Source organism: Streptomyces sp. NPDC005402 (assembly GCF_040606575.1).
GTDB lineage: Bacteria > Actinomycetota > Actinomycetes > Streptomycetales > Streptomycetaceae > Streptomyces.
On the sequence record NZ_JBEXFB010000031.1, the window covers coordinates 24,507 to 49,129 of the forward strand.

Annotated in this window: 26 protein-coding genes, 2 pseudogenes and 1 riboswitch; of the genes and pseudogenes, 8 read left to right on the forward strand and 20 right to left on the reverse strand. The window is 70.1% G+C overall.

Translation table 11 applies throughout. From position 1 onward, the window contains the following. Positions 1-12 precede the first annotated feature (12 nt). The 3 genes from ABZT02_RS39705 to ABZT02_RS39715 all read right to left on the reverse strand — a co-directional run bounded on the left by ABZT02_RS39705 (position 13) and on the right by ABZT02_RS39715 (position 2,435). A complete protein-coding gene (locus ABZT02_RS39705) occupies positions 13-1,014 on the reverse strand; it encodes a methionine synthase (RefSeq protein WP_356026817.1) in 1,002 nt (333 codons plus the stop codon). Positions 1,015-1,182: 168 nt separating this feature from the next. Then, positions 1,183-1,872, reverse strand: a complete 690-nt coding sequence (locus tag ABZT02_RS39710; protein ID WP_356026819.1) for an SDR family oxidoreductase — start codon at positions 1,870-1,872, stop codon at positions 1,183-1,185. Positions 1,873-1,895: 23 nt separating this feature from the next. After that, the gene (locus ABZT02_RS39715) at positions 1,896-2,435 is read right to left on the reverse strand and encodes a TIGR00730 family Rossman fold protein (protein WP_356026821.1); all 540 of its coding nucleotides are present in this window, start codon (positions 2,433-2,435) and stop codon (positions 1,896-1,898) included. 50 nt (positions 2,436-2,485) lie between these two features. Here ABZT02_RS39715 and ABZT02_RS39720 point away from each other — a divergent pair, with 50 nt between their 5' ends. Beyond that, the gene (locus ABZT02_RS39720) at positions 2,486-2,809 is read left to right on the forward strand and encodes a DUF427 domain-containing protein (protein ID WP_356026823.1); all 324 of its coding nucleotides are present in this window, start codon (positions 2,486-2,488) and stop codon (positions 2,807-2,809) included. Between the two features lie 37 nt (positions 2,810-2,846). After that, a complete protein-coding gene (locus ABZT02_RS39725; protein WP_356026825.1) occupies positions 2,847-3,629 on the forward strand; it encodes an alpha/beta hydrolase in 783 nt (260 codons plus the stop codon). A 243-nt stretch (positions 3,630-3,872) separates the two neighbouring features. Here ABZT02_RS39725 and mnmA read toward each other — a convergent pair whose 3' ends face one another. Then, a complete protein-coding gene (gene mnmA, locus ABZT02_RS39730) occupies positions 3,873-4,997 on the reverse strand; it encodes a tRNA 2-thiouridine(34) synthase MnmA (RefSeq protein WP_356026827.1) in 1,125 nt (374 codons plus the stop codon). A 60-nt stretch (positions 4,998-5,057) separates the two neighbouring features. Between mnmA and ABZT02_RS39735 the strand changes: the two genes are divergently transcribed. Both ABZT02_RS39735 and ABZT02_RS39740 read left to right on the forward strand, forming a co-directional pair. Continuing rightward, positions 5,058-5,723, forward strand: a complete 666-nt coding sequence (locus ABZT02_RS39735; protein ID WP_356026829.1) for an N-acetylmuramoyl-L-alanine amidase — start codon at positions 5,058-5,060, stop codon at positions 5,721-5,723. 9 nt (positions 5,724-5,732) lie between these two features. Then, positions 5,733-5,894: pseudogene (locus ABZT02_RS39740) on the forward strand (multicopper oxidase domain-containing protein); the annotation flags it as partial. A 10-nt stretch (positions 5,895-5,904) separates the two neighbouring features. Here the strand turns inward: ABZT02_RS39740 and ABZT02_RS39745 are convergent. The 3 genes from ABZT02_RS39745 to ABZT02_RS39755 form a co-directional block, all read right to left on the reverse strand. Then, positions 5,905-7,074 (reverse strand): cysteine desulfurase family protein, encoded by a 1,170-nt coding sequence (locus ABZT02_RS39745; protein WP_356026831.1) that lies wholly within the window; start codon positions 7,072-7,074, stop codon positions 5,905-5,907. Positions 7,075-7,140: 66 nt separating this feature from the next. Continuing rightward, a complete protein-coding gene (locus ABZT02_RS39750; RefSeq protein WP_037711477.1) occupies positions 7,141-7,407 on the reverse strand; it encodes a hypothetical protein in 267 nt (88 codons plus the stop codon). A 34-nt stretch (positions 7,408-7,441) separates the two neighbouring features. Beyond that, a complete protein-coding gene (locus tag ABZT02_RS39755; RefSeq protein ID WP_356026835.1) occupies positions 7,442-7,606 on the reverse strand; it encodes a hypothetical protein in 165 nt (54 codons plus the stop codon). A gap of 134 nt (positions 7,607-7,740) precedes the next feature. On the opposite strand from ABZT02_RS39755, the gene ABZT02_RS39760 reads away from it, so the two are divergent. Next, positions 7,741-8,367, forward strand: coding sequence for a TetR family transcriptional regulator (locus tag ABZT02_RS39760; protein WP_356026838.1), 627 nt, complete (start codon positions 7,741-7,743; stop codon positions 8,365-8,367). Between the two features lie 102 nt (positions 8,368-8,469). Here ABZT02_RS39760 and ABZT02_RS39765 read toward each other — a convergent pair whose 3' ends face one another. From ABZT02_RS39765 to ABZT02_RS39775, 3 genes and pseudogenes are all read right to left on the reverse strand, one after another. Beyond that, on the reverse strand, positions 8,470-8,865 hold the full coding sequence (locus ABZT02_RS39765; RefSeq protein WP_356026840.1) for a hypothetical protein: 396 nt from the start codon (positions 8,863-8,865) through the stop codon (positions 8,470-8,472). Positions 8,866-8,979: 114 nt separating this feature from the next. Beyond that, positions 8,980-9,141, reverse strand: a pseudogene (locus tag ABZT02_RS39770) (DNA-binding transcriptional regulator); the annotation flags it as partial. Between the two features lie 32 nt (positions 9,142-9,173). Continuing rightward, the gene (locus tag ABZT02_RS39775) at positions 9,174-10,028 is read right to left on the reverse strand and encodes a thioesterase family protein (RefSeq protein ID WP_356026843.1); all 855 of its coding nucleotides are present in this window, start codon (positions 10,026-10,028) and stop codon (positions 9,174-9,176) included. Between the two features lie 147 nt (positions 10,029-10,175). Here ABZT02_RS39775 and ABZT02_RS39780 point away from each other — a divergent pair, with 147 nt between their 5' ends. After that, positions 10,176-11,396: an alpha/beta hydrolase-fold protein gene (locus ABZT02_RS39780; RefSeq protein WP_356026845.1), complete on the forward strand. Its 1,221-nt coding sequence runs from the start codon at positions 10,176-10,178 to the stop codon at positions 11,394-11,396. On the opposite strand, the gene ABZT02_RS39785 is transcribed toward ABZT02_RS39780, so the two are convergent. The 10 genes from ABZT02_RS39785 to ABZT02_RS39830 form a co-directional block, all read right to left on the reverse strand. Continuing rightward, entirely contained in the window at positions 11,305-11,961 is a 657-nt protein-coding gene (locus ABZT02_RS39785; protein WP_356026848.1) for a trimeric intracellular cation channel family protein, read from the reverse strand. The genes ABZT02_RS39780 and ABZT02_RS39785 overlap by 92 nt on opposite strands. Before the next feature lie 23 nt (positions 11,962-11,984). Beyond that, positions 11,985-13,376 carry a M1 family metallopeptidase gene (locus tag ABZT02_RS39790; RefSeq protein WP_356026850.1) on the reverse strand — a complete coding sequence of 464 codons (1,392 nt, stop codon included), beginning with the start codon at positions 13,374-13,376 and terminating at the stop codon, positions 11,985-11,987. 97 nt (positions 13,377-13,473) lie between these two features. Then, positions 13,474-14,817, reverse strand: coding sequence for a dipeptide ABC transporter ATP-binding protein (locus tag ABZT02_RS39795; protein WP_356026852.1), 1,344 nt, complete (start codon positions 14,815-14,817; stop codon positions 13,474-13,476). Beyond that, positions 14,814-15,905 carry an ABC transporter ATP-binding protein gene (locus ABZT02_RS39800; RefSeq protein WP_356026855.1) on the reverse strand — a complete coding sequence of 364 codons (1,092 nt, stop codon included), beginning with the start codon at positions 15,903-15,905 and terminating at the stop codon, positions 14,814-14,816. The genes ABZT02_RS39795 and ABZT02_RS39800 overlap by 4 nt, the downstream gene beginning before the upstream one ends. Then, positions 15,902-16,909, reverse strand: a complete 1,008-nt coding sequence (locus ABZT02_RS39805) for an ABC transporter permease (protein ID WP_356026858.1) — start codon at positions 16,907-16,909, stop codon at positions 15,902-15,904. Before ABZT02_RS39805 ends, ABZT02_RS39800 begins: the two co-directional genes overlap by 4 nt. Before the next feature lie 69 nt (positions 16,910-16,978). Continuing rightward, positions 16,979-18,727: an ABC transporter substrate-binding protein gene (locus ABZT02_RS39810; protein ID WP_356026861.1), complete on the reverse strand. Its 1,749-nt coding sequence runs from the start codon at positions 18,725-18,727 to the stop codon at positions 16,979-16,981. 59 nt (positions 18,728-18,786) lie between these two features. Next, on the reverse strand, positions 18,787-19,785 hold the full coding sequence (locus ABZT02_RS39815; RefSeq protein WP_069765645.1) for an ABC transporter permease: 999 nt from the start codon (positions 19,783-19,785) through the stop codon (positions 18,787-18,789). 334 nt (positions 19,786-20,119) lie between these two features. After that, on the reverse strand, positions 20,120-20,875 hold the full coding sequence (locus ABZT02_RS39820; protein WP_355741485.1) for an enhanced serine sensitivity protein SseB C-terminal domain-containing protein: 756 nt from the start codon (positions 20,873-20,875) through the stop codon (positions 20,120-20,122). 166 nt (positions 20,876-21,041) lie between these two features. Beyond that, on the reverse strand, positions 21,042-21,839 hold the full coding sequence (locus ABZT02_RS39825) for an enhanced serine sensitivity protein SseB (RefSeq protein ID WP_356026864.1): 798 nt from the start codon (positions 21,837-21,839) through the stop codon (positions 21,042-21,044). Positions 21,840-21,931: 92 nt separating this feature from the next. Continuing rightward, complete coding sequence (locus ABZT02_RS39830; RefSeq protein ID WP_356026866.1) at positions 21,932-22,591, reverse strand: AAA family ATPase; 660 nt, start codon at positions 22,589-22,591, stop codon at positions 21,932-21,934. Positions 22,592-22,773: 182 nt separating this feature from the next. Next, a riboswitch (glycine riboswitch) is annotated at positions 22,774-22,870 on the forward strand. A gap of 155 nt (positions 22,871-23,025) precedes the next feature. Between ABZT02_RS39830 and gcvT the strand changes: the two genes are divergently transcribed. After that, complete coding sequence (gcvT, locus tag ABZT02_RS39835; protein ID WP_356026869.1) at positions 23,026-24,141, forward strand: glycine cleavage system aminomethyltransferase GcvT; 1,116 nt, start codon at positions 23,026-23,028, stop codon at positions 24,139-24,141. Positions 24,142-24,239: 98 nt separating this feature from the next. Continuing rightward, the gene (gcvH, locus tag ABZT02_RS39840) at positions 24,240-24,617 is read left to right on the forward strand and encodes a glycine cleavage system protein GcvH (protein WP_053846966.1); all 378 of its coding nucleotides are present in this window, start codon (positions 24,240-24,242) and stop codon (positions 24,615-24,617) included. The last annotated feature ends 6 nt before the right edge of the window (positions 24,618-24,623 follow it).

Below are 24,623 nucleotides of genomic sequence, written 5' to 3' on the forward strand. Positions count from 1 at the left end.
GTTGTCCTCCCGTTACTCTGGGTTGTCCGCGAGGGATCTCGCCGCCTGGACGCAGTGGGCGAGAGCCCTGCGCGCATAGTCGGGGGAGGCCCCCGCGAGTCCGCACGACGGAGTCACCGTGACGGCCTCCGCGAGAAGTCCCGGATGCAGCCCCAGCCTGCGCCACAACGTCCTGACACCCATGACGCTACCGGCAGGGTCTGACAATGCCGTGTCCGTGCCCGGCACGACACCGGCGAAGAGCCTCGTCCCTCCTTCCACCGCCTCGCCGATCGCGTCGTCGTCACGCTCGGTGAGGAGCGAGAAGTCGAAGGAGACCGCTGCCGCGCCCGCCCTTCGCAACAGGGCGAAGGGGACGTCGGGTGCGCACGAGTGGACCACGACCGGGCCGCCCGCGTGAACCCCGACGACGTCGCGCAGGCCGGCCTCGACGACCTGCCGGTCCACGGCCCGGTGGGTCCGGTATCCGCTGGCGGACCTCACCTGCCCCCTCAGGACGGCGATGAGGGAGGGCTCGTCCAGCTGGAGCACGATCTGCGCGCCGGGGACTCTGTTGCGGACGTCCTCCAGGTGCAGCCTCAGCCCTTCGGCGAGCGAGGCGGCGAGGTCACGGCACGCGCCGGGGTCGGAGAGGGCGACCTCGCCGTTCCTCAGTTCCAGCGCGGCGGCGAGCGTCCACGGCCCGACGGCCTGCACCTTCAGCTGTCCCTCGTACCCCTGGGTGAACTCCTCCAGCGCGTCGAGGTCCTCCCCCAGCCAGGACCGGGCCCGCTTGGTGTCCCGGCCCGGCCGGTCCCCGAGCCGCCACCCGCTGGGCTCCACGCGGGCGTACAGCTCGACGAGCATTCCGGCGGTACGGCCGATCATGTCGGCGCCGGGGCCGCGGGCGGGCAGTTCGGGCAGGAACGGGAAGTCCTCGAAGGAGCCGGTGGCGGTCCTGGCGGCCTCACGGGCGTCGCCGCCGGGGAGGGAGCCGATGCCGGTGGCGGGGGCGAAGCGGATGTCTGCGGTCACGTGTGAAGCCTACGTAGGTGACCGGGTCGGTTTTTCGCCCCCGCCGCCCCTACCCGTCCCATCCCGGGGGCCCGCCCCCGGACCCCCGCTCCTCGAACGCCGGAGAGGCTGTTTCAGCCCGTCCGGCGTTTGGGACGGGTAGGGGCGGCGAGGGCGAAGAGAATCTCGTCAGCGGCCCGGACGCACCGTCAGGTCGTTGATCTCCGCGTCCCTCGGGAGATCGAGCGCCGTGAGGATCGCCGTCGCCACCGACTCCGGGTCGATCCATTGCGAGGCGTCGTACTCCTTGCCCTCCTGCTGGTGGACCTTGGCCTGCATGGGACTCGCCGTGCGGCCGGGGTAGACCGACGTGACCCGGACGCCGTTGCCGTGCTCCTCGTGGCGCAGGGAGTCCGCCAGGGCCTTCAGGCCGTGCTTGGAGGCGGCGTACGCGGACCAGTCGGCGTGCGCGTTCAGACCCGCGCCCGAGTTCACGAACACCACATGGCCCCGGGCCGCCCGGAGTTGGGGCAGGAAGTGGCGGGTCAGCTCGGCCGGGGCGATCAGGTTGACGTTCAGCTGGTGACGCCAGGACTTCGGGGTCAGGTCGCCGACCGGACCGAGGTCGACCACGCCCGCGATGTGCAACAGCGAGTCCACCCGGTCCGGCAGCGACTGGTGCGAGAAGGCCCAGCTCAGCTTGTCGGGGTCGGCCAGATCCCCGACCAGGGTCCGCGCCCCGGGGAACTCCGCCGCCAGCTCCTTCGCACGGCCCGCGTCACGCGCGTGCAGCACGAGCTCGTCCCCGCGCGCGTGCAGACGCCGGGCCACCGCCGCGCCGATGCCGGAGCCCGCTCCGGTGATCACATGTGTAGCCATGCCGCCATGCTCGCATCACGGCGTCACCGGGTACCGAGCGACTCCTCCAGGTACGCCAGCGCCCCCACCGGCTCCTCCGCGAAGAACACCAGGTCGGTGAGCGGGCGGGGCAGGAAACCCTCGTCCTCCATGCGCCGGAACTGTTCCTTCAGTCCGTCGTAGAAGCCCGCGGTGTTGAGCAGCACGACCGGCTTCTCGGTGTGCCCGTGCTTCTTCAGCTCCAGGATCTCGGTCGCCTCGTCGAGGGTGCCCGTGCCGCCCACCATGATCACCACGGCGTCGGCCTTCTCCAGGAGCAGCCTCTTGCGTTCGGCGAGGTCCTTCGCGATCACCATCTCGTCGACGCCCGGACGGACCTTGGCGGCCAGGAACCGCACGGAGACACCGACGAGCCGTCCGCCCGCCTCCTGCACTCCGTCCGCGACCACCTTCATCAGACCGACGTCCGAACCGCCCCACACGAGGGTGTGCCCGCCCTTGCCCAGCAGCTTCGCGAACTCTCGCGCGGGTCGCGTGTAACGGTCGTCGAGGTCGGCGGCGGAGAGGAAGACGCAGATTCGCATGAGGTCACCGTACGCGGGAAGAACCGGCGGCCCGCGAGTGCTTCTCCGGTATGGCCGAAGGACACACGATCACCATCGAGCAAGTCGACCGGCACGTGCGCGTGGTGCACGGCGACCAGGTCCTCGCGGAGAGCGAACGCCCCCTCGTGCTGCGCGAGACGGGCTGTCCCCCGCGGTACTACCTCCCCGCCGAGGACGTACGACTGGACCTGCTGACCCCCTCCGACACCCACACCTACTGCCCGTTCAAGGGCACCGCGTCCTACTGGTCGCTGCCGGACGCGCCCGACCTGGTGTGGTCCTATCCCGAGCCCAAGCCCGCCGTCGCCGAGATCAAGGACCACCTCTGTTTCTACGAGGTCGACGTGTCCTGACCGATGACTTCGCCGCCGTACGGCAGTCTCCACAGGCATGGACAAGAAGACCCTTTCGCGCGACGGCACACCGATCGCGTACGAACGCACCGGGCAGGGCCCGGCCGTCATCCTCGTCAGCGGCGCGATGTCCACGGGCGGCACGGTCGCGCCCCTGGCCGTGCCGCTGTCCGAGCGTTTCGACGTCCTCGTGTACGACCGCCGCGGTCGCGGTGGGAGCGGCGACACGGCCCCCTACGCGGTGGCCCGTGAGGTCGAGGACCTCGCCGCGCTCATCGAGGCGGCGGGCGGCGAGGCGTGCCTGTGCGGCATCTCGTCCGGCGGCGCGCTGGTCCTGGAGGCCGCGGCGAGCGGACTCCCGGTGCGCCGGGTCGCCGTGTACGAGACGCCGTTCGCCGACTTCCTCGACGGCGGTGCCGAGCGGAACGCCGAGTACACCGAGAACCTCGACGCGGCGCTCGCCGAGGGGCGGCGCGGGGACGCGGTGGAACTGTTCCTGCGGCTCACCGGCATGGGCGAGGAGATGATCCAGGGCGCCCGCCAGTCCCCCATGTGGGCCGGTATGGAGGCGGTCGCCCCGACGCTCGCCTACGACAACGCGGTCATGGCCGGCGGTCTGGTCCCCCGGGACCGGCTGGCCTCGGTCACGGTCCCGGTGCTGGCCGTCGCGGGCGGCGCGAGCCCCGAGTGGATGCGCGAGGGAACCAGGGCGGTCGCGGAGGCGGCGCCGAAGGGGTCGTACCGCGTCCTGGAGGGCCAGACCCACATGGTCGACCCGGGCACCCTCGCACCGGTCCTGACGGAGTTCTTCGCGGACTGACTTGTCCCGGCACGCGCGCACACCGGGGCTTGGGCGTGCGCGCGTGCCGGGGCCTGGACTCGGGGGCGGACACGCGTGGCGCACACGTCGACACCGACGGGCACGCGCGGGGACGCGCCGTACGCGCGCGTGGTGGCGTCAGGCAGGGCACACGTGCGGGACTTCACTCGCCCAGGGGGACGCTCCGCCGTCAGCACGCCTGTGCCGCGCCTCCGGCAGTCAACGCCCACCCGGCCCCGACTGTCAGGCCACGCCCGCCGTCACCCGCACCGTGGACGCGATCGTCGCCGAGCCCACCACGCGCGTGCCGTCGTACAGGACGATCGCCTGGCCGGGGGCCACCCCGCGGACCGGCTCCGTGAAGCGGACCTCCAGGGAGCCGTCGACCAGCTCCGCCGTCACCTCGGTCTCGCCGCCGTGCGCGCGGAGCTGGGCGGTGTAGGTACCGGGGCCGACCGGGGCCGCGCCGCACCAGCGGGGCTTGATCGCGCTCAGTGCGGTCACGTCCAGGGCTGCGGCCGGGCCGACCGTCACCGTGTTGTTCACCGGCGAGATGTCGAGGACATAGCGCGGCTTGCCGTCGGCGGCCGGGGTGCCGATGCGCAGCCCCTTGCGCTGACCGATGGTGAAGCCGTACGCGCCCTCGTGGGTGCCGACCTTCGCGCCCGACTCGTCGACGATGTCGCCCTCCGCCCGGCCCAGGCGCGAGGCGAGGAAGCCCTGGGTGTCGCCGTCGGCGATGAAGCAGATGTCGTGCGAGTCGGGCTTCTTGGCGACCGCGAGGCCCCGACGTTCGGCCTCGGCGCGGATCTCGTCCTTGGTGGTGACCGTGTCGCCGAGCGGGAACAGGGCGTGCGCCAGCTGCTTCTCGTCCAGCACGCCGAGGACGTACGACTGGTCCTTCGCCATGTCGGAGGCGCGGTGCAGTTCGCGGGAGCCGTCCTCGCCCACCAGAACCTTCGCGTAGTGGCCCGTGCACACCGCGTCGAAGCCCAGCGCGAGGGCCTTGTCGAGGAGCGCGGCGAACTTGATCTTCTCGTTGCAGCGCAGGCAGGGGTTGGGGGTGCGGCCGGCCTCGTACTCGGCGACGAAGTCCTCGACGACGTCCTCGCGGAAGCGGTCGGCCAGGTCCCAGACGTAGAACGGGATGCCGATGACGTCGGCGGCGCGGCGGGCGTCGCGTGAGTCCTCGATGGTGCAACAGCCACGCGCGCCCGTGCGGAACGATTGAGGGTTCGCGGAGAGTGCGAGGTGGACGCCGGTCACGTCATGGCCGGCTTCGGCGGCCCGGGCGGCGGCGACGGCGGAGTCCACTCCTCCGGACATGGCGGCGAGAACGCGAAGGGGGCGCTGCGTGGTGTCAGTCATAACCCCTCCAGGGTACGGGGGCGCGGGAACCGAAGCCCACGAGTATCCGTTGACGATCACATGCGGGCGAAACCAGCATCCGAGGACGGCGATCGACGCATCGGTCGCCGAGCCCTGCTCATCGGCGGGACGGCGGCCGCCGTGGGCTCGGCGGTGCTGGCCCGAGACGAGCTGGCGCGGCTGTGGTGGCGGGCGCCGGGCGTGGAGAAGCCGCGGGTCGAGGGCGCGGTCGACTTCGGCGGCGCCCAGTGGGTGGCGGCCTCCGACGCGAACTGGCGGCGTGCGGACCGGCCCGACGACTACGGCATAGACATGGTGATCATCCATGTCACCCAGGGCGGTTTCGACAGCGCGGTGAAGGTCTTCCAGGACCCGGGGCACGGGGCGGCCGCGCACTACATCGTGCGCAAGGACGGGCACATCACACAGATGATCCGCGAGCTGGACGTGGCCTACCACGCCGGCAACCGGGCCTACAACGAACGCAGTGTGGGCATCGAGCACGAGGGTTTCGTCGACCGGCCCGAGGACTTCACGGACGCGATGTACGCGGCCTCGGCGCGGCTCACGGCCCGTATATGCGCGCGGTACGCCATACCCGTCGACCGGGAGCACGTCATCGGCCATGTGGAGGTGCCGGGGACGGACCACACCGACCCGGGCGAACACTGGGACTGGGACCGGTACATGAAGCTGGTGCGCAGGGCGCGGAGTGCCTCCGCCTAGCTACCACCTTCCGGCGGCACGACCACCTTCACGCCGGCGGCGCGGACCGGCACCGCCGAGGTGCTCAGCGGCGTCACCAGCACCACCGCGGGCTGCGACCAGTCGTTCCTCGGCCCCACGCCGAAGTGGACCAAGGGCGACACCGTGCTGCTGGACATCATCAACGGCCTCGCCGGGGGCGTTACGTCAGCCCCGCCGCGCGGGCGCGTTCCACCGCCGGGCCGATGGCCTTGGCGACCGCCTCGACGTCCGCCTCGGTGGAGGTGTGGCCGAGGGAGAAGCGCAGGGTGCCGCGGGCCAGGTCGGGGTCGGTGCCGGTGGCCAGCAGGACGTGGCTGGGCTGGGCGACGCCCGCGGTGCAGGCGGAGCCGGTGGAGCACTCGATGCCCTGGGCGTCCAGGAGCAGGAGCAGGGAGTCGCCCTCGCAGCCGGGGAAGGTGAAGTGGGCGTTGGCCGGAAGTCGGCCTCCCGGTGCCGGGTCGCCGCCGAGGATCGCTTCCGGGACCGCCGTACGGACCGCCTCGACCAGGGCGTCGCGCAGGGCGCCGATCTCGATCTCGAACCACTCGCGCTGTTCGGCGGCGAGGCGGCCGGCCACCGCGAAGGAGGCGATGGCGGGGACGTCGAGGGTGCCGGAGCGGACGTGGCGCTCCTGGCCGCCGCCGTGCAGGACGGGGACGGGGGTCCACTCACGGCCGAGGACGAGCGCGCCGATGCCGTAGGGGCCGCCGATCTTGTGGCCCGACACCGTCATCGCGGCGAGGCCGGAGGCGGTGAAGTCGACGGGGACCTGACCGAAGGCCTGCACCGCGTCGGCGTGCAGCGGGACGCCGAACTCGGCGGCGACGTCGGCGAGTTCGCGGACCGGCATGAGGGTGCCGATCTCATTGTTGGCCCACATGACGGTGGCCAGGGCGACGTCGTCGGGGTTCTGGACGATGGCCTCGCGCAGGGCGTCGGGGTGGACCCGGCCGTGCTTGTCGACGGGGAGGTACTCGACGGTGGCGCCCTCGTGTTCGCCGAGCCAGTGGACGGCGTCGAGGACGGCGTGGTGTTCGACGGGGCTGGCGAGGACCCGCGTCCTTGCGGGGTCCGCGTCGCGCCGGGACCAGTACAGGCCCTTCACGGCGAGGTTGTCCGCCTCCGTGCCGCCGGAGGTGAGGACGATCTCGCTGGGCCGGGCGCCGAGCGCCTCCGCGAGCGTCTCGCGGGATTCCTCGACCGTGCGGCGGGCCTTGCGGCCGGAGGCGTGGAGGGAAGAGGCGTTGCCGGTGGCGCCGAGGTGCGCGGTGAGTGCCTCGACCGCCTCGGGGAGCATCGGGGTGGTCGCGGCGTGGTCGAGGTATGCCATGGTGACGCCGATTCTACGGGTCGCGGGTCAGCACCCTCAGGCCAGGACCGGCCGCTGCCGGCGGACTCAGAAGCTCCAGGACGGCGTGTTGTCCAGCTGCATGAAGGCCACCAGGACCAGGAGGTCGGCCACTCCGAGACCGAGGCCCAGGTAGGCGCGGCCGCGGCGGGCGGTGCCGCGCCACAGGGCGACCGAGGCCAGGACGATGGCGATGGGGCCGAGGAAGACGTTGAGGACGAGAAGGCCGACGAGGCCGAGGATGAAGGACGCCACGGCCATGCCGTCGGCGTCGCGCGCACCGGTACGGGGGGTGGCCTGCGCGGTGAGCTGCATGGTGATCAGTGCTCCTGGGGTCGGTGGGCGGCGGTCAGTGGGACGGGGTGCGGCGGCGGGCGTGACGCTCGCGGAGCGCGAAGACGCCCAGCCAGACGGCGATCACGACGGCGGCGACGGCGGTGAAGGTGAACGGCGCGTGGGCGACGGTGCCCAGGACGACGCCGAGCAGCATGAGTGCGGCGACGAGGAACAGCATGGGACGGATCCCCCTCCGATTCGGCTGTCGTTACGTTTGGGTGAACAGTTGTGGTTACAGTTGTTCACTGACTCCCGGAGTCTAGCGCGTCGTACGGCTTTCCAATTACGGAGAACAGTTGTTAACTGGATGACATGAGTCACACCCTCGGCATCCGGCAGGCACAGAAGCAGAAGACCCGACAGGCGCTCCTGGACGCGGCGTTGGCCCTGCTGGAGGAGCAGAGCCTGAGCAGCCTCGGCCTGCGCGAGGTCACGCGTGCCGTCGGCGTCGCGCCGACCGCCTTCTACCGGCACTTCCGCTCCACCGCGGACCTGGGTGTGGCTCTGGTCGAGGAGGCGTTGGGCAGCCTGCACCCGATGATCCGGACGACGGTGTCCACGGCCGACGACCACGGCCAACGCATCAAGCGCGCCATCGAGTTGATCGCCGACCATGTTGACGCGTACCCCGCTCACGTCCGTTTCATCGCCCGCGAGCGACATGGCGGTGTGCAGCCGGTCCGGGAGGCCATCCGGGACCAACTGGCCCGGTTCGGGCAGGAGGTGAAGGACGAACTGGCCAAGGACCCGGTGGCGCGGGGGTGGAGCGACGACGACCTGCTGATGCTGGCCAACCTCTACGTCGACCAGATGCTGATCACGGCCTCACTGTTCCTGGAGGCCCTGGAGGCGCCCTCGGAGGAACGGGAGCGCGTCTGCCAGGTGGCGGAGCGCCAGCTGCGACTGATCAGCATCGGCCGCGAACACTGGCTGGATTAGGCCCCGTCGAGGCAAGAGGCCGTCGAGGCAAGGGCGACACACAGGGGCGGCACCCCCGTTCACCGGGAGTGCCGCCCCTGCCGTACGGCGTCCTACGCCATGTCAGCTCTTCGTCGCCGACGCGCTCGCCACCGCGGTCGGGGCGCCGCTCGGAGCACCGCTCGGGGCCGCGCCGCCCGCACCGCCGGGTCCACCGCAGCCGCCCATGCCGCCGCCGGGGCCGCCCTGACCACCCCCGCCGCCGGGGCCGCCGCTCGGCATGCCGGAGGGGTTGCCGCTGGGGGCGCCGGACGGCCGCGCGCTCGGGTTGCCGGTGGGCGCGCCCGAGGGGGCACCGCTCGGCATCCCGGAGGCCCTTCCGGTGGGGGCCTGACAGTTCTGCTGCCCCGAGGTGCCGCTGTTCGAGGTGGACGACGAGTCGCCCGAGCCGCAGGCCACCAGGGCGAGGGGCGAGAGCGCCAGCAGGGCCACGGCGGGGAGGAGACGCACACGCTTCATGAGAGACAGCTCCAGGGAGGATGAGGAAGTCCTGAGGCCGCGAACTCTCGCAACGGCCCCTGAGGCTGCGTTGAGTTGGGCCTGTCCCCTGCCTGTGCGCCAGGCAAAGCGCGGCTAAAACAGCCGCTCCGAGCCGGGGTTCCGCACGGATCGCTGATCTGCTCGCTGGTACAGGTCCGTGACGGAAGCGGCCACGCGGGCCACCTCCTCGCGCACCTCGGGCGGCGAGAGGACCTCCACCCGGTCGGAGAACTGCAGGAGTTGGCGGGCCTCGCCGCCCGTCAGCGCGACAGCGAGGGGGCGGACGCTCAGCCCAGCCGGACCCGCGCCAACTGCCGCGACTGTGCGACCAGTCGGTCCTCGCTGTCCCAGACCTCGGCGTCCTCCTCCAGGAAGCCCCCGGCGAGGTTGCGGGTGGTGATGGAGACGCGGAGGGGGCCGGGGGCCGGGCGGCAGCGGACATGGACGGTCAGCTCGACCGTCGGCACCCAGCCCTTGAGGCCGATCTCGAAGGCCGTGGGCGGCAGCGCGTCCACCGCGAGGAGCAGCGAGAGGGGGTCGGCGTCCCGGCCGTCGGCGAGCCCGAACCAGGACCGCATCTCACCCCTGCCGGAGGGCGCGCCGACGGCCCAGCCGAGGGTGGACGGGTCCAGCTTGAGCATCAGCCGGTCGGTGAGGGCGGAGCTGCCCTCGACGGGGGCGGGGCCGTCCTGGGGGCCGAAGCACTGGTCCATCGGCGGGAAGACGGGCGGCTCGGCCGTCGTACGGACGTCGTCGGGGAGGGCATCGAGGTCTCCGTAGGAGGCGAGGACGCGGATGCGCTCGACCTCCCTGCCCTCGTCGTCGTACTGGAAGAGCGAGGCCTGGCCGGTGGAGAGGGTGCGGCCGGCGCGGACCACGTCCGTGCGGATCACCGCCGGTCCGGGCCGGGACGCTGTCAGGTAGTGCGCGGAGATCGTGAACGGGTCGGCGTGCGGCAGGGCGTCCGCGAGGGCGCGGCCCAGGACGGCCAGGAGGTAGCCGCCGTTGACGGCGCTGATGATCGTCCAGCCCGCGGAGAGGTCGATGTCGTAGACGCCGGGCGCACGGCGGGTGACCGCGGTGTCCCGGTCGAACTCGCTGTCCCCGATCGTGGCGCGCGTGGCGGAGGCTGCTTCTGGCATGCCTGAACGGTACAACAACCAACTACTAAGCGGTAGCTTTTTCCTCGCCTCCCGGCCGTGTCACCTCAGGTGAGACCCGCCCTAGTTCTCGGTAAGGGTCCGTACTCGTCCATAAACCGATGTCCCGGCATCCCCCTCTACTGGGACATGAGCCTCACCGGGACCGCGTTCCTCTACACGCTGATCGTGCTGTCCGTCGTCGCCCTCGTCCTGCCGCTCGCCCTGTGGTCGCGGCTGCGGGGCCCTCGGATGGCACGCGCCGTCGCCCGCGTACTCATGGTGCTGTTCGCCCAGGGCACGGCCGTCGGCCTCGTCTTCGTGCTGGTCAACAACCAGAACAACCTGTACGACAACTGGGCCGACCTGCTCGGCACCGGCAACCACGTCCAGCAGGCCGCGAACCTGGGCGCCGACGGCACCGGCGGCATCTCGCTGAAACGGTTGCCCAAGGTGAAGCAGCACTTCACCAGCGTCTCCGGACCGGGCATGAAGGGCGTGCGGATCACCCAGCTCGAGGGCCGGGTCTCGGGAGTGAACGCCGAGGTCTACGTCTGGCTGCCGCCGCAGTACGGCGAACCCGCCTACCGGCACCACAAGTTCCCGGTGGTGGAGCTGCTGTCGGGCTATCCGGGCTCGGCGAAGGCCTGGTTCGGGTCGCTGCACGCGGTCGACCAGCTCCGGCCGCTGATGCGGGACGGCAGCGTGGCGCCGTTCATCCTGGTCGCCCCGCGCATGAACCTGCTGGCCGGGGTCGACACCGGGTGCGCCAACATCACCGGCACGGTCAACGCCGACACCTGGCTCAGCGTCGACGTGCCGAAGATGGTCACGGACAACTTCCGCGCGCTGTCCGGGCCGGCGGGCTGGGCCGCCGCCGGGTACTCGGCGGGCGGGCACTGCGCGACGAAGCTCGCCGTCGCCCACCCCGACCGCTACCGGGCCGCGGTCAGCATGTCCGGCTACAACGACCCGATCGGCGAACGCACTTCACTGGCCGCCGAGACCCCCGCCCTGCGCCGCGCCAACAATCCCTATCTGCTGCTGCGCGAGGCCCGCACCCCGCCCGCGATCGCGCTCTACGAGTCCGGTCAGCCCGGTGACGGCTACGAGGCGGCCGTGGGCCTCCGACAGATCGCGAAGGCGCCGACCACCGTGCACGTCGTCTACATCCCGAAGAGCGCCGGCGGCCACAACATGAAGCTGTGGATGCCGCAGGTGGTCCCGGCGTTCCGCTGGCTGACCGAGGAGATGGGGCTGCTGCACGGCCGGGCGGGCGCTACTCCTCACGCACGGTCGACCGTCGGTTCCACGCCCGCGGAGCTCGCCAGTGGAACCGCATCGCGAGCAGGCGCAGTACGAAAGCCGTGAGAGCCGCCAGCCCGCTCGTGACCGGGCTGAGGACGTCGTAGCGGATGCACAGGGCGGCCATGGTGGCGCCGACGATCGCCGGGACCGCGTACAGGTCGCGGTCCCAGCGCAGCAGCGAGGGCACCTCGTTGGCGAGCACGTCCCTGAGGACGCCGCCGCCGACGGCGGTGGCCAGGCCCAGGGTCGCGGACTGGGTGAGGCCGAGCCCGTACTCGTACGCCTTCGTCGTCCCGGCGACGCAGAACAGGCCGAGGCCTGCCGCGTCGAAGACGTTCACGCCGACCTGGATGCGCTCCACGTGCGGATGCAGGAAGAAGACCAGGAGGGCGGCGAGCAGCGGGGTGATGAAGTAGCCGAGGTCCGTGAAGGCGGCGGGCGGTACCGCGCCGATGATCAGGTCCCGGAACAGCCCTCCGCCCAGCGCGGTGACCTCGGCGAGGACGGCTATGCCGAAGACGTCGAAGTTCTTGCGGACGGCCAGCAGCGCGCCGGAGATGGCGAACACGAAGATGCCGACGAGGTCGAGCGTGTGCTGGACGGAGGGACTGAACAGTTGCTGGAGCACACCGCATTCTTGCGCAGGGGCAGCTACCGGGCGGGTTTGCCCGTCGTGAACAGCCAGGTGCGGAACAGGTCGTCCAGCTGCTGTCCGCTGACCTTCTCCGCGAGGCGGATGAAGTCGGCGGTGTCGGCGTTGCCGTAGCGGTGGAGTTTCGTCCAGGCCGGCAGCAGCTCGAAGAACGCCTTGTCGCCGATCCGTTCGCGCAGCATCTGGAGGGTCATCGCGCCGCGCTGGTAGACCGCGGACGCGAACATCGTGTCGCGCTGCGGGTCACCGACGGTGATCTGCCAGAAGGGGTTGTCGGCGGGGCGGGAGTCGTAGCCGGCGAGGAACGAGTCGTGGGCGCTGCGGGTGCCCTTGTGCTCGGCCCACAGCCACTGGGCGTAGGTGGCGAAGCCCTCGTTGAGCCAGATGTCCTTCCAGTGCGCGACGGAGACGCTGTCCCCGAACCACTGGTGGGCCAGCTCGTGCACGATCGTCGTCTCGTTGCGCACCGCCGAGTACACGGGCTTCGACTGCACCTCCAGCGAGAACCCCGCCTGCGGCATGTCGTCGACGATCGCGCCGGTCTCCTCGAAGGGGTACGGCCCGAAGACCTGCGACCAGTAGTCGGTGGCCTCGGCCGTCACGCCGTACACGTCGACGTTGTTGCTGTTCTCCAGCACGGGGTCGATGGCCGTGTAGATGGGGATGCCGCCGGGGGTCTTCCCGGTGCGGACGTCGAACTTCCCGATGGTGGCGGTCGCGAGGTAGGTCGCCATCGGCTTCTTCTCACGCCAGTGCGTGTACGTCGAGCCACCCTTGTCGTACGTCGACACGAGCCGGCCGTTGGAGACCGCGGTCAGGCCCTTCGGCGTCCTGATGCGGATGTCGTAGGTGGCCTTGTCGGCAGGGTGGTCGCTGGACGGGAACCAGGTGGAGGCGGCGTTGGGTTCACAGGCGACGAAGACGCCGTCGGGGGTCTTCATCCAGCCGTAGTCGGAGCCGAAGACGATGGGGCCGCTGAGGGGTTCGGGGACACCGCCGTAGGTGACGGCGACCGTGAAGTCGTGGCCCTTGCGCAGGGATTGGCGCGGGGTGATGCGTATCTCGTCGCCGTCGCGGGTGAACTGGGCGCGTCTGCCGTTCACTTCGACTCTGGTGACCTGCAACTTCTGGAGGTCCAGGTCGAAGGACGAGAGGTTCTGGGTGGCCCGGGCGGTGAGTGTCGTACGGCCGTCCAGACGGTCGGTGTCCGGGTTGTACGCCACGTCGAGCGTGTAGTGGCGGGCGTCGAAGCCGCCGTTGCCGAGATTCGGGAAGTAGGGGTCGCCGATGCCGGGGGCGCCGGGTTTCGGGCCCGGGGCGGCCGCGATGACAAAGAAGGAAGCCACCGCGGTGACGGTGGCTCCTAAGCGTGCCGAACGGGAGAGTTTCATGAGCCGTCCCTTTCGAGCGTGTGCCGATCAGTCGGACACGGACGACTCTTCACTCTCCCGTTCGGGCATGTGCATGACTTTGCCAACTCGTCATGCGTTACTTGTCGGTTGACTCCTGACGGTCGGCTTCCGGTTCCGTGGTCGCCTCGCCGGTCTTCAACGGTGCCGTGGGAGCGGTCCTGGCGCCCGGGCCCGTCTTCGCAGCCGTGGCCTCCACGTCCGCCGCGGCCTCCGGCTCCGGCTGCTCCGCCGTTTCCGCGGCAGCCTCGGCATCGGTCACCTGCGCGGACCCCACCTGAGCCGCCACCGCCGCCGACGTCTCCGCCGACTCGGCCAGGACCTCCTCGGCGACCAGTTCGGCCGCCTCCTTGGCGACCGACAGGAGCACGGTGTCCTGCGGGGCCTGGTCCGCGAAGTTCTCGGGGTGGTGGCAGGCCACGCGCTGACCGGGACGCAGCTCGACGAGCTGCGGCTCCGTCGTCCTGCAGATCTCCGTCGCCTTCCAGCACCGCGTGTGGAAGCGGCAGCCGGAGGGCGGGGAGATCGGGGACGGGACGTCGCCGCGCAGCAATATGCGCTCGGACTTGGCGCCCCGGCGCTTGGGGTCCGGCACCGGGACCGCCGACATCAGGGCCTTGGTGTACGGGTGCATCGGCGCCTCGTACAGCGAGGTGCGGTCGGCGAGTTCGACGATCTTGCCGAGGTACATCACCGCGATGCGGTCCGAGACGTGCCGTACGACGGACAGGTCGTGCGCGATGATCACGTACGTGAGGCCGAGCTCCTCCTGGAGGTCGTCCATCAGGTTCACGACCTGGGCCTGGATCGACACGTCGAGGGCCGAGACCGGCTCGTCCGCGACCACCAGCTTCGGCTTCAGGGCCAGTGCGCGCGCGATGCCGATGCGCTGGCGCTGGCCTCCCGAGAACTCGTGCGGGTAGCGGTTGTAGTGCTCGGGGCTGAGGCCCACCAGCTCCAGCAGGCGCTGGACCTCCCGCTTCACCCCGCCCTCGGGCTCCACGCCCTGGAGACGGAACGGCGCCGAGACGATGCCGCCGATGGTGTGCCGGGGGTTCAGAGAGCCGTACGGGTCCTGGAAGATCATCTGGATGTCCCGCCGCAGCGGGCGCATCCCGGCCGCGTTCAGCCGTGTGATGTCCTGGCCCTCGAAGTGGATCGAGCCGCCGGTCGGTTCCTGGAGACGGGTGATGACCCGGCCCATGGTCGACTTGCCGCAGCCCGACTCACCGACCACGCCGAGGGTCTCGCCCTTGCGCACCTCGAAGTCGATGCCGTCGACCGCCTTGACGGCGCCGACCTGGCGCTGGAGGACGCCCTTGCGGATCGGGAAGTGCTTCTGGAGGCCCTCGACCCTGAGCAGCACCTCGCGCTCGGCGGGGGCGGTCGTCACGTCCGCATCCGTCTTCTTCGTCTCACTCACAGCTTCGGCGCAATCTCTTCGGTCCAGATCCGCGTGCGGTCCTCCGGCGAGAGGTGGCAGGCGGAGAAGTGCCCGCCGCCGACCTGCTGGAGCTCCGGGCGCACGGTACGGGTGACATCGCCCTTGGGGATGTCCGCGTACGGGCAGCGGGGGTGGAAGGCGCAGCCCGAGGGGACGTTGATGAGGCTCGGCGGCTGGCCCTTGACGGGGATGAGCCGCTCGGAGGTCTCCCGGTCGATGCGCGGCATCGAGCCCAGCAGGCCCCAGGTGTACGGGTGCTGCGGGCGCTCGAAGACGTCGTCGACGCTGCCGCGCTCCACGCACCGGCCGCCGTACATCACCAGGACGTCGTCGGCGATCTCGGCGACCACACCCAGGTCGTGGGTGATGAGGACGACCGCGGAGCCGAACTCCTTCTGCAGATCCCGGATCAGGTCGAGGATCTGCGCCTGGACGGTGACGTCGAGGGCGGTCGTCGGCTCGTCCGCGATGAGCAGCTCGGGGTTGTTGACCAGCGCCATGGCGATCATCGCGCGCTGGCGCATACCGCCGGAGAACTCGTGCGGGTAGCCGTCGACGCGCTTGTCCGGCTCGGGGATACCGACCCGGTCGAGCATCTCGACGGCCCGCTTGCGCGCGACCTTCTTACTGACGTCGTTGTGGACCCGGTACGCCTCCACGATCTGGCTGCCGATCGTGTAGTACGGGTGCATCGCGGACAGCGGGTCCTGGAAGATCATCGCCATCTCGCGGCCGCGCAGCCGGCGCACCTCGTCCGGGTCGGCGGAGACCAGTTCCTTGCCGTCCAGCCAGATCTCGCCGGACATCTGGACGTTCTTGCCGCGCGCGCCGAGCCGGTGCAGGCCCATGATGGCCAGCGAGGTCACCGACTTGCCGGAGCCCGACTCGCCCACGATGCAGAGGGTCTTGCCCTTCTCCACCTGGAAGCTGAGCCCGTCCACGGACTTGACCAGTCCGTCGTCGGTCGGGAAGTGCACCTTGAGGTCGCGGACCGCGAGGAAGGCGTCGGGGGCGTTCCCCGGAGCCGGCTCGCCCAGGGCGGCACCGGTCTTGGAGAGTTCGGTCACGAGAGCCTCACCCGCGGGTCGGCGGCGGCGTACAACAGGTCCACCAGGAGATTTGCGATCACGACGAAGAAGGCGGCGAGCAGGGTGACGCCGAGGATCGGGGGCAGGTCGTTGTCGGTGATGCCCTGCACCGCGTACTGGCCGATGCCGGGCAGCGAGAACACCGTCTCGGTGATCACGGCGCCGCCGAGCAGCAGACCGAGGTCCATGCCGAAGACGGTGATGATCGGGGTCAGCGCGGCCCGCAGCCCGTGCCGGGTCACGACGTTGCGCTCCCGCAGGCCCTTGGCGCGGGCCGTGCGGATGAAGTCCTCGTTCATCGTCTCCATCATCCCCGAGCGGGTCAGCCGCGCGTAGATGGCGGAGTACAGCAGGGCGAGCGAGCACCAGGCCGGGAAGAGCGTGTTGGCCCACTGGGCCGGGTTCTCGGTGAACGGCACATAGGTCCGCCCGAAGATCGGCCACTGGTAGGTGAAGAGCAGCAGTGCCAGGTTGCCCGTGAAGAACATGGGCAGCGAGACACCGGCGAGCGCGACACCCATGAAGGTGCGGTCGAAGAAGCTGCGGGGCTTGAGGGCGGAGATCACGCCGATCACCACACCGGAGACCAGCCACAGCACGGCCGCACCGGCGGCCAGCGAGACGGTCACCGGAAGGCGTGAGGTGAGCTGCGGCCAGACCGCCACGTGGTTCTTGAAGGAGTAGCCGAAGCACGGCGCGTCACAGTGCGCCGTCGTGGGGCCCAGGTTGTAGGTGGCGCCGGACACGATCCCCTTGATGAAGTGCCAGTACTGGGCATACAGGGGCTCGTCCAGACCGAGGTTCTGCTTGACCGCGGCGATGTCGGCCTTCGTCGGACTCTTTCCGATGTACTGCTGCGCGAGCTGGTCGGCGGTCTGGCCGGCCATCCGCGGCAGCAGGAAGAAGATCGCGAAGGTGACCGCGGTGACGACCAGCAGCAGGATCACTGCCGCGAACGTCCGACGGAGGATGTACGAGATCACGGGGACCGGCGCTGGTGCCCGCGGGCCGCGAGGCCCACGGGCACCAATGCCTTCACCTGCCTTCCGGGGCTACTTCTTGGTCGTGCCGATGTTGAGGTAGTCGTACTGACCGCTGAAGGCCGCCGTGGACACCAGGTTGGTGAAGCCCGCCGGACGGTACAGCAGGACCTTGAAGTAGGTCAGCGGGACCAGCGCCGCGAGGTCCATCGCACGCTTGTCGATCTGCCCGTACAGGGCGTTGCGCGCGGTGTCGTCCTCGGTGGCGATGGCCTTCTCCAGCATCTCGTTGATCTGCTTGTCGTTCAGATACGAGAGGTTGGTGTTGCCGGACGCGCCGATCGCGTCACCGTGCAGGATCTGCTGGAGGAAGCCGTAACCGGAGTTCCAGTCGGCACCCCACTGCATCATGTGCAGGCCGATGTTCTGCTTCTTGTCGAACGTCGGCACACCCGCGTAGTCGGTGAAGTACTTGCCCGACGGGTACTGCTTCAGGCTGGCGTTGATGCCGACCTTCTTCAGCGAGGCGATGATCGCGGTGGCCGCGTCGATCTCCTGCGGGCGGTCGCTGCGCGCCGAGATGTTGGTGTTGATCGACGTCTTGCCGCAGGCCTTCAGCTGCTCCTTGGCCTTGGCGACGTCACCCTTGTTGCCGGTGGTCGCGTAGACGTCGGCCTTCGCGTAGCCGGTGATGTCGGGCGGCAGGACGGTGGTGGCGATGTCACCGCGGATCGGGCCGCCCTCGGCGGTCTGCACGGAGACCTTGTCGACGGCGTACTCGACGGCCTTGCGGCACTCGACCTTGTTGAACGGCGCGACCTGGTTGTTGATCGCCATGTAGACCAGACGGCCACCGTAGGTGTTGTCCGTGTTGGACTTCAGGTTGGCGTCGTTGACGACCTTCGCCTGGGTCGCGGCCTGGACACCGGTACCGCCGAGGTCGATCGCGTCACCGGCCTGGACGTCCTGGTCGATCGTCTCGGCGTTGACCTTGAGCTTGACGACGATCTTGTCCGGGTACTGCTTGCGCAGCGGGTCGGTCTTCGGGTCCCAGTTCTCGTTCTTGACGAGGACGGCCTGCTTGCCCTCGTCGTAGCTCTGGAACTTGTACGAGCCCGAGGACACGATGCTCTTGACGTAGTCGATGCCGGTGTCCTTGGCCTTCGGCACCGGAGCCGTCTGCGGCGTCGCGACCAGGTAGTCGAACTCCTGGAAGGGACGGTTGAGCTTGAAGACGATCGTGGTGTCGTCCGGCGTCTCGATGGACTTCAGGCCCTCGGCGCTCTTGTCCTTGTACGGGCCCTTGTAGGCCTTGCCACCCTCCATGAACTGCTGGAAGTAGTTCGGGCCGAGGGAGAGCACGTCACGCGCGAAGTTGGAGCGCTCGACGGCGTACTTGACGTCCTTCGAGGTGATCGCGGTGCCGTCCTGGTACTTCAGGCCGGAGCGGATCTTGTACGTCCAGGTCTTGCCGCCGTCGCTCGGCTGGCCCGCCTTCTCGGCGAGGTCCGGGACCAGGGTGTTGCCCTCCTCGCCCGGACCGGGCTTGAAGGTCATCAGCGGGCGGGCGTACAGCCGGCTGAGGTTGTACATGTAGGCGTAGTACGTGTTGCCGGGGTCGAAGGAGTCCGGGACGTCGGAGTACTCGTACGTGACCGTCCCACCCTTCTGGGTGGAGGCGTTGACGACACCCTTGGTCGCTGCGTTGGCCCCAGCCGACTTGTTCCCGTCTCCACCGTTGTCATCGGCCTTGCTGCAAGCCGAGAGCAACAGGCTCGCACTGCCGATGGCCGCCACTGCGGCCAGCGCTGACCTTCGCATGATGGTCTGCTTCCCCTTCAATTGTCGGAAATCTTGTGAACTCTCACCGCGGTCGCGGGTCAGCGGCTGCGCGGGTCGAGAGCGTCGCGGAGACCGTCGCCGAGCAGGTTGAACGCCAGGACGGTCACGAAGATGGCCAGACCAGGCACGATCATGAACTGCGGGTCGACCTGGTAGAAGTCGACGGCCTGGTTGAGCATGCCGCCCCAGGAGGCCTGGGGAGGCTGGATGCCGACGCCGAGGAAGCTCAGCGACGCCTCGAAGAGGATGTTGGTCGGGATGAGCAGCGTCGAGTAGACGATGATCGGGCCGACGAGGTTCGGCAGCAGCTCCCGGAAGAGGATGTACGGCCCCCTGGCCCCCATCCCGCGCGAGGCGTCGACGAACTCCCGCTCGCGCAGGGCCAGGGTCTGGCCTCGCACGATGCGGCCCAGGTAGGGCCAGTTGAAGAAGCCGATGACGAAGATCAGCACGCTGATGTGCAGCGGCAGACCCTCAAGGCCGAAGGCGCCGCCCTGGAGCGTGGCCGAGATGGCGATGGCGAACAGCAGGAGGGGGAACGCCAGGAAGGTGTCCATCAGCCGGCTGATGATCGTGTCGACCCGTCCGCCGTAGTAGCCGGCGACCACGCCGAGCACGGCGCCGATCGTGTTGGACAGGATCGTGGCGCCGAAGGCGACGACCAGCGACACCCAGGAGCCCTCGAGGATGCGGGTCGCGATGTCGCGGCCGAACTTCGGCTCCACACCGAGCGGGTGCGACCAGCTCATGCCGCCGAAGTCGCCCTTGGGCAGCGAGGTGTTCGGGTCGATCAGATCCTGGTGCAGGGCGTTCGGGTCCAGCCCGAACATGGCCTGGATGGGCCGGGAGAGCACCGCGAGCAGGATCAGCAGGATGACGATCACGCCACCGGCGACCGCCACCTTGTCCTTCTTGAACCGGGACCAGGCGATCTGCCCCAGGGAACGGCCCTCGATCTGCCCCTTGTCGACGCCGACGAGGACAGCCTCCGGCTGCGCCTCGGCCTGCGCCCCGGTGGTCTCGATCGGTGCGGTCACAGTGACCCGACCCCTCTCGCCGGTGGTGACCGGCCTACACCTGCCGTGGATTACGGCTTTGTCGACTTGCTCAGCTCGCAGGAACGTCTGATCCTGCGTCTGCCTGGGGAGTCTTCAGCTTCGCTGCGATCACCCGCCAGGCCTGGCGAGGAAAGTATGCGTAACCGTGATGCAGTACGAGGGATTCCGTTATCCGAACAGCGGGTAACACACCCCGGACGCATGCCAGTTGGGACAAAACAGCACAATAAGAGATCTTCGCGACGATCCGCCGCTATCTACGCGCGAAGAAATGTGGCCGTTATGTAAACGAGCCGAACGCTTGTCATTGCTCTCAGTAGCCGCCGCGGGCCGGTGGGTAGCCGTACCCGGCTGCCGGCGACTGGGCGGGCGATCCGTGGGCCTCGCGGTCGTAGAACGGACGGGCGCCGGCGCGCATCCACAGCGCCACCGGGTCGTACTCGTCGGACATCGCCACGGTCGACACCGGCAGCCCGTCCGGGACGGCGCCGATCGACTGCTGCATCATCGCGCGCACCGAGTCCACGGCCGAGGGGCTGGTGTCGTACACGTCCAGGCCGATGGCCAGATACGGCGCCCCGAGCGCCGGCTGCACCCAGGCGCGGCGCAGCGAACGGACCGCCGGGGTGCGGTGGGCGTTCTGCACCAGCAGGGCGTAGAACTGGGGGATCTCGATGCCGGGTTCGGAGAGCCGGAGCGGCCCCGCGGGCTGGCGCTCCAGGCCGGTGGCGATGCGGCGCAGGTCGAGCCAGGGGATGCCGACGCCGCCGCCGGGGGCGTGCGGGTTGAGCCAGAGACCGTAGTGGTCGGGATAGAGCGTGCGGGCCACGTCGATGCCGTCGACCACTTCGTACGAACGGTTCCAGCCACTGGCGCTCAGCTCCTGGGCCGAGGTCACACAGGGGGCGTAGCCGTAGCCGCCGACCTCCATGTTTCCGTACTGGGCGTCCGGGGAGCCGGACTGGCCGTGCCACAGGAGCATCCAGATCTGGCCGGAGCCGGGGCTGGCGAGTGCCTTGAGCAAGGCCTCGTAGGCGTCGTAGCGCCCGGGCGTCACCTGGCGCAGCATGTGCTCGACCTGGCCGGTCGTGGTGCCGGTTCCGCTGGCGCCGCTCACGTTGTGCCGCCCCTTCTTGAAGGTTGCCCCAGGTATGGGAACAGCTTAAGCGCCTACCGGGTCGGGGCTTGTTGACCGTCGGCGGTGCGGGGCGCGTGTGGCGCCCCTGACAGCAGGTCTAGTGACCGTGCAGGTAGAAGGGCCGGACCTGCTCGCGCATCCAGTGGCCCACCGGGTCGTCCGCCACGTCCAGCAGGACCAGGTTGACCGGCCACCGCACCGGGGTGTGCCCGAGGGCCCGGCCGAGGGCGTCCATCGGCAGGGTGCGCAGGTCGCCCTCCCACTGGGAGAGTTCCACGCCCACGAACATGACCGGCTCGGCCGTTTCGATGGCGGCCAGGCAGCGGCGGGCCGTGAGGACCACTCCGGTGGCCGCGAACTCGGCGGACGCGGCCGCCAGGAAGTCGACCGGGTCGTCCTGCCAGTCCGGCTCGTAGAGCTTGACCCGGCCACCGGTGTTCGGCCCGTCCAGCGGAGTGCGGCCCACCCGGCACAGGTCGGCGACGGCGGCGGGCGGGAGGGGGACGCCGACCACGCCGTCGGGGTTCACCGCGATGCCCACGTGCGGGGGCAGACCCCGGGCGAACTCGACCGCCGGGGCGATGGTGTACGAGAGATGGCTGCCGACGACCTGGCGGAACTGCTCCTCGGAGCTGAAGACCGGGACGAACGCCTGGCCCCCGATCTCCAGGGTCGGCAGGTCGAGGGGGCCGCTGTGCGGACCGCCGCCGTTCGGCAGGGGGATCCAGACGAAGCTGCGGCCGAGCACCTCGATGATCCGGCCGCCCGCCGAGGGCATGCCGAGGGAGGCCGAGAGCACCTCCTCCAGCTCGTTGCCGGGCCATCCGCCGTGCGGATGGGGGTGTGGGTGCGCCTGCCCTGGAAAGTCCGCGGGAAGATCCGCCGGGAAGTCCATCTGTCTGACCGCCTGCTGTGAACCGCTACTGATGTGGCTGAAGGCTAGCGGGTGCGACGCAAAGGTGGCTCAGCCCGGGAAACCCGCCCGCCTCAGCCCGTGAACCCGATCCGCCGCAGCACGGCCGCCGCGTCCCGGTCGATCAGCACCGCCGAACCGCAGCCCTGGGGCAGGTCACCGCGCTCCACGGAGCGGATGAGCCGGGCGGCGGCCCCCCGGTGCCGCAGGAAGGCGTACCGCGAGACGCCCCGGCCGCGCTCGCGCTGGCCCTCCAGCGCGGTGTCCGCCGTGACGTCGAGCAGCAGCAGATGCAGGGTGCCGCCCCGGCGCCGGGCCGCGCGGGCCAGCCAGCCCCGCACCCAGGCCTGCGTCCCGCAGTCGTGCACGACGACTCCCTCGCCGGAGCGCAGGGCGCGGCGCAGCCCGGCGTAGTGCGCGAGCCGGACCAGGGGGCGGTAGACGGCGTAGGGCAGTAAGCGGGACAGCCGGCCGTCCCAGCGGTCACGGGTGTCCTGGGAGTCGATCCGGACGCCCTGGACCGCACGCTTCATCAGCGTGGACTTGCCGCTGCCGGGCAGGCCGGTGATGACGACGAGGTCCCCCGGGCCGAAGAGCAGGGCGTGTGGACTGCGGCCCGCGCGGTCGCGCAGGTCACGGACGACCGGGCGGGCCTCGACGGCCGGGACCGCGGGCTGCTCGGGCAGCGCGATGGCCGAGGTCGTCGCGTACGCCGTGGTCCTGTTCACCGTCATCGTCCTCCTCCGGGATCGGGGTTCCCCTCCCCACCGAGCGTAAAGAGAAGGTAATGGATGATCTCTCGCGTTTCTGTATGCGTACCGCCACAAGGCAGTTACAAAGGGAGGAGCCGGATGCGGCCCTGCCCTCGGCGTCCGGGGCATGCAATGATGGCCGCGCCAACTGCATACCGGCCGCTTGAATCCGCGCGGGAGAGTCCCGGGTACGTGTACCCGGGCGCCGAAGGAGCAAGTCCCTCCCTTGAATCTCTCAGGCCCCGTTACCGCGCGGGCGAGGCACATCTGAAAAGCGGGCCACCGACGTCGGTGGCCCCACCCACGGTGCAAGCCCGAGGTCACTTCGTGATCAGGGCGAACCTCTCAGGTTCCGATGACAGATGGGGAGGAACGCCCTCGCCTGTCATGCCTTGGATTCTGGAGACGACCGTCCGATGACCAGTTCTGCACCCCGGCACACCGCGCTCGACGCCCTGCACCGCTCCCTCGGCGCCACGATGACCGACTTCGCCGGCTGGGACATGCCCCTGCGCTACGGCTCCGAGCGCGACGAGCACAACGCGGTGCGCACGAAGGCCGGACTGTTCGATCTCTCCCACATGGGCGAGATCACCGTGACCGGACCGCAGGCCGCCCAGCTGCTGAACTACGCCCTCGTCGGCAACATCGCCTCCGTGGGCGTCGGCCGGGCCCGCTACACCATGATCTGCCGGGCCGACGGCGGCATCCTGGACGACCTGATCGTCTACCGGCTGGGCGAGACCGAGTACATGGTCGTCGCCAACGCCTCCAACGCCCAGGTCGTCCTCGACGCGCTGACCGAGCGCGCGGCCGGCTTCGACGCCGAGGTGCGGGACGACCGGGACGCGTACGCGCTGATCGCCGTACAGGGTCCGGAGTCCCCCGGGATCCTCGCGTCCCTGACCGACGCCGACCTCGACGGCCTCAAGTACTACGCCGACCTGCCGGGCACGGTCGCCGGGGTCCCCGCGCTGATCGCGCGCACCGGGTACACCGGGGAGGACGGCTTCGAGCTGTTCGTGAAGCCGGAGCACGCGGTCGAGCTGTGGCAGGCGCTGAGCAAGGCGGGCGAGGGCGTCGGACTCGTCCCCTGCGGGCTGTCCTGCCGGGACACGCTGCGGCTGGAGGCGGGCATGCCGCTCTACGGGCATGAGCTGTCCCGCGAGCTGACCCCCTTCGACGCCGGGCTCGGGCGGGTCGTGAAGTTCGACAAGGAGGGTGACTTCGTGGGCCGCGCGGCCCTGCGTGAGGCCGCGGAGCACGCGAACCACGAGCCGCCCGTCCTGGTCGGCCTGATCGCCGAGGGCCGCCGGGTCCCCCGCGCCGGGTACGCCGTCGTCGCCGAGGGCAAGGTGGTCGGCGAGGTCACCTCCGGCGCCCCCTCGCCCACGCTGGGCAAGCCGATCGCGATGGCGTACGTCGACGCCATGTACGCCGCGCCGGGCACGACGGGTGTCGCCGTGGACATCCGGGGCAGCCACGAGCCGTACGAGGTCGTGGCGCTGCCGTTCTACAAGCGCCAGAAGTAGCCGCCGTAAGTGATGCTGAGCACAGAGCCGCTGCTCACGCACGCCTTTCGCAGTCCCCCTTCACCCAGCACTCCCTCGCGTACAGGAGAATTCAGGCCATGAGCAACCCCCAGCAGCTGCGTTACAGCAAGGAGCACGAGTGGCTGTCGGGCGCCGAGGACGGCGTCTCGACGGTCGGCATCACGGAGCACGCGGCCAACGCGCTCGGCGATGTCGTCTTCGTCCAGCTCCCGGAGGTCGGTGACACGGTGACCGCGGGCGAGACCTGCGGCGAGCTGGAGTCGACCAAGTCGGTCAGCGACCTGTACTCCCCCGTCTCCGGTGAGGTCACCGAGGTCAACGAGGACGTCGTGAGCGACCCGGCGCTGGTCAACTCCGCCCCGTTCGAGGGCGGCTGGCTGTTCAAGGTACGCGTCACGGAGGAGCCGGCCGACCTGCTCTCCGCCGACGAGTACACCGCCTTTTCCGCCGGCTGAGGAGTC

What these genes read in the sequence shown, in the direction of transcription:
- ABZT02_RS39710 (WP_356026819.1), bottom strand. Translation starts at nt 1,872, where the DNA reads ATGGCTACACATGTGATCACCGGAGCGGGCTCCGGCATCGGCGCGGCG.
- ABZT02_RS39715 (WP_356026821.1), bottom strand. Translation starts at nt 2,435, where the DNA reads ATGCGAATCTGCGTCTTCCTCTCCGCCGCCGACCTCGACGACCGTTAC.
- ABZT02_RS39720 (WP_356026823.1), top strand. Translation starts at nt 2,486, where the DNA reads ATGGCCGAAGGACACACGATCACCATCGAGCAAGTCGACCGGCACGTG.
- ABZT02_RS39725 (WP_356026825.1), top strand. Translation starts at nt 2,847, where the DNA reads ATGGACAAGAAGACCCTTTCGCGCGACGGCACACCGATCGCGTACGAA.
- mnmA (WP_356026827.1), bottom strand. Translation starts at nt 4,997, where the DNA reads ATGACTGACACCACGCAGCGCCCCCTTCGCGTTCTCGCCGCCATGTCC.
- ABZT02_RS39735 (WP_356026829.1), top strand. Translation starts at nt 5,058, where the DNA reads ATGCGGGCGAAACCAGCATCCGAGGACGGCGATCGACGCATCGGTCGC.
- ABZT02_RS39745 (WP_356026831.1), bottom strand. Translation starts at nt 7,074, where the DNA reads ATGGCATACCTCGACCACGCCGCGACCACCCCGATGCTCCCCGAGGCG.
- ABZT02_RS39750 (WP_037711477.1), bottom strand. Translation starts at nt 7,407, where the DNA reads ATGCAGCTCACCGCGCAGGCCACCCCCCGTACCGGTGCGCGCGACGCC.
- ABZT02_RS39755 (WP_356026835.1), bottom strand. Translation starts at nt 7,606, where the DNA reads ATGCTGTTCCTCGTCGCCGCACTCATGCTGCTCGGCGTCGTCCTGGGC.
- ABZT02_RS39760 (WP_356026838.1), top strand. Translation starts at nt 7,741, where the DNA reads ATGAGTCACACCCTCGGCATCCGGCAGGCACAGAAGCAGAAGACCCGA.
- ABZT02_RS39765 (WP_356026840.1), bottom strand. Translation starts at nt 8,865, where the DNA reads ATGAAGCGTGTGCGTCTCCTCCCCGCCGTGGCCCTGCTGGCGCTCTCG.
- ABZT02_RS39775 (WP_356026843.1), bottom strand. Translation starts at nt 10,028, where the DNA reads ATGCCAGAAGCAGCCTCCGCCACGCGCGCCACGATCGGGGACAGCGAG.
- ABZT02_RS39780 (WP_356026845.1), top strand. Translation starts at nt 10,176, where the DNA reads ATGAGCCTCACCGGGACCGCGTTCCTCTACACGCTGATCGTGCTGTCC.
- ABZT02_RS39790 (WP_356026850.1), bottom strand. Translation starts at nt 13,376, where the DNA reads ATGAAACTCTCCCGTTCGGCACGCTTAGGAGCCACCGTCACCGCGGTG.
- ABZT02_RS39810 (WP_356026861.1), bottom strand. Translation starts at nt 18,727, where the DNA reads ATGCGAAGGTCAGCGCTGGCCGCAGTGGCGGCCATCGGCAGTGCGAGC.
- ABZT02_RS39820 (WP_355741485.1), bottom strand. Translation starts at nt 20,875, where the DNA reads ATGCTGCGCCAGGTGACGCCCGGGCGCTACGACGCCTACGAGGCCTTG.
- ABZT02_RS39825 (WP_356026864.1), bottom strand. Translation starts at nt 21,839, where the DNA reads ATGGACTTCCCGGCGGATCTTCCCGCGGACTTTCCAGGGCAGGCGCAC.
- ABZT02_RS39830 (WP_356026866.1), bottom strand. Translation starts at nt 22,591, where the DNA reads ATGACGGTGAACAGGACCACGGCGTACGCGACGACCTCGGCCATCGCG.
- gcvT (WP_356026869.1), top strand. Translation starts at nt 23,026, where the DNA reads ATGACCAGTTCTGCACCCCGGCACACCGCGCTCGACGCCCTGCACCGC.
- gcvH (WP_053846966.1), top strand. Translation starts at nt 24,240, where the DNA reads ATGAGCAACCCCCAGCAGCTGCGTTACAGCAAGGAGCACGAGTGGCTG.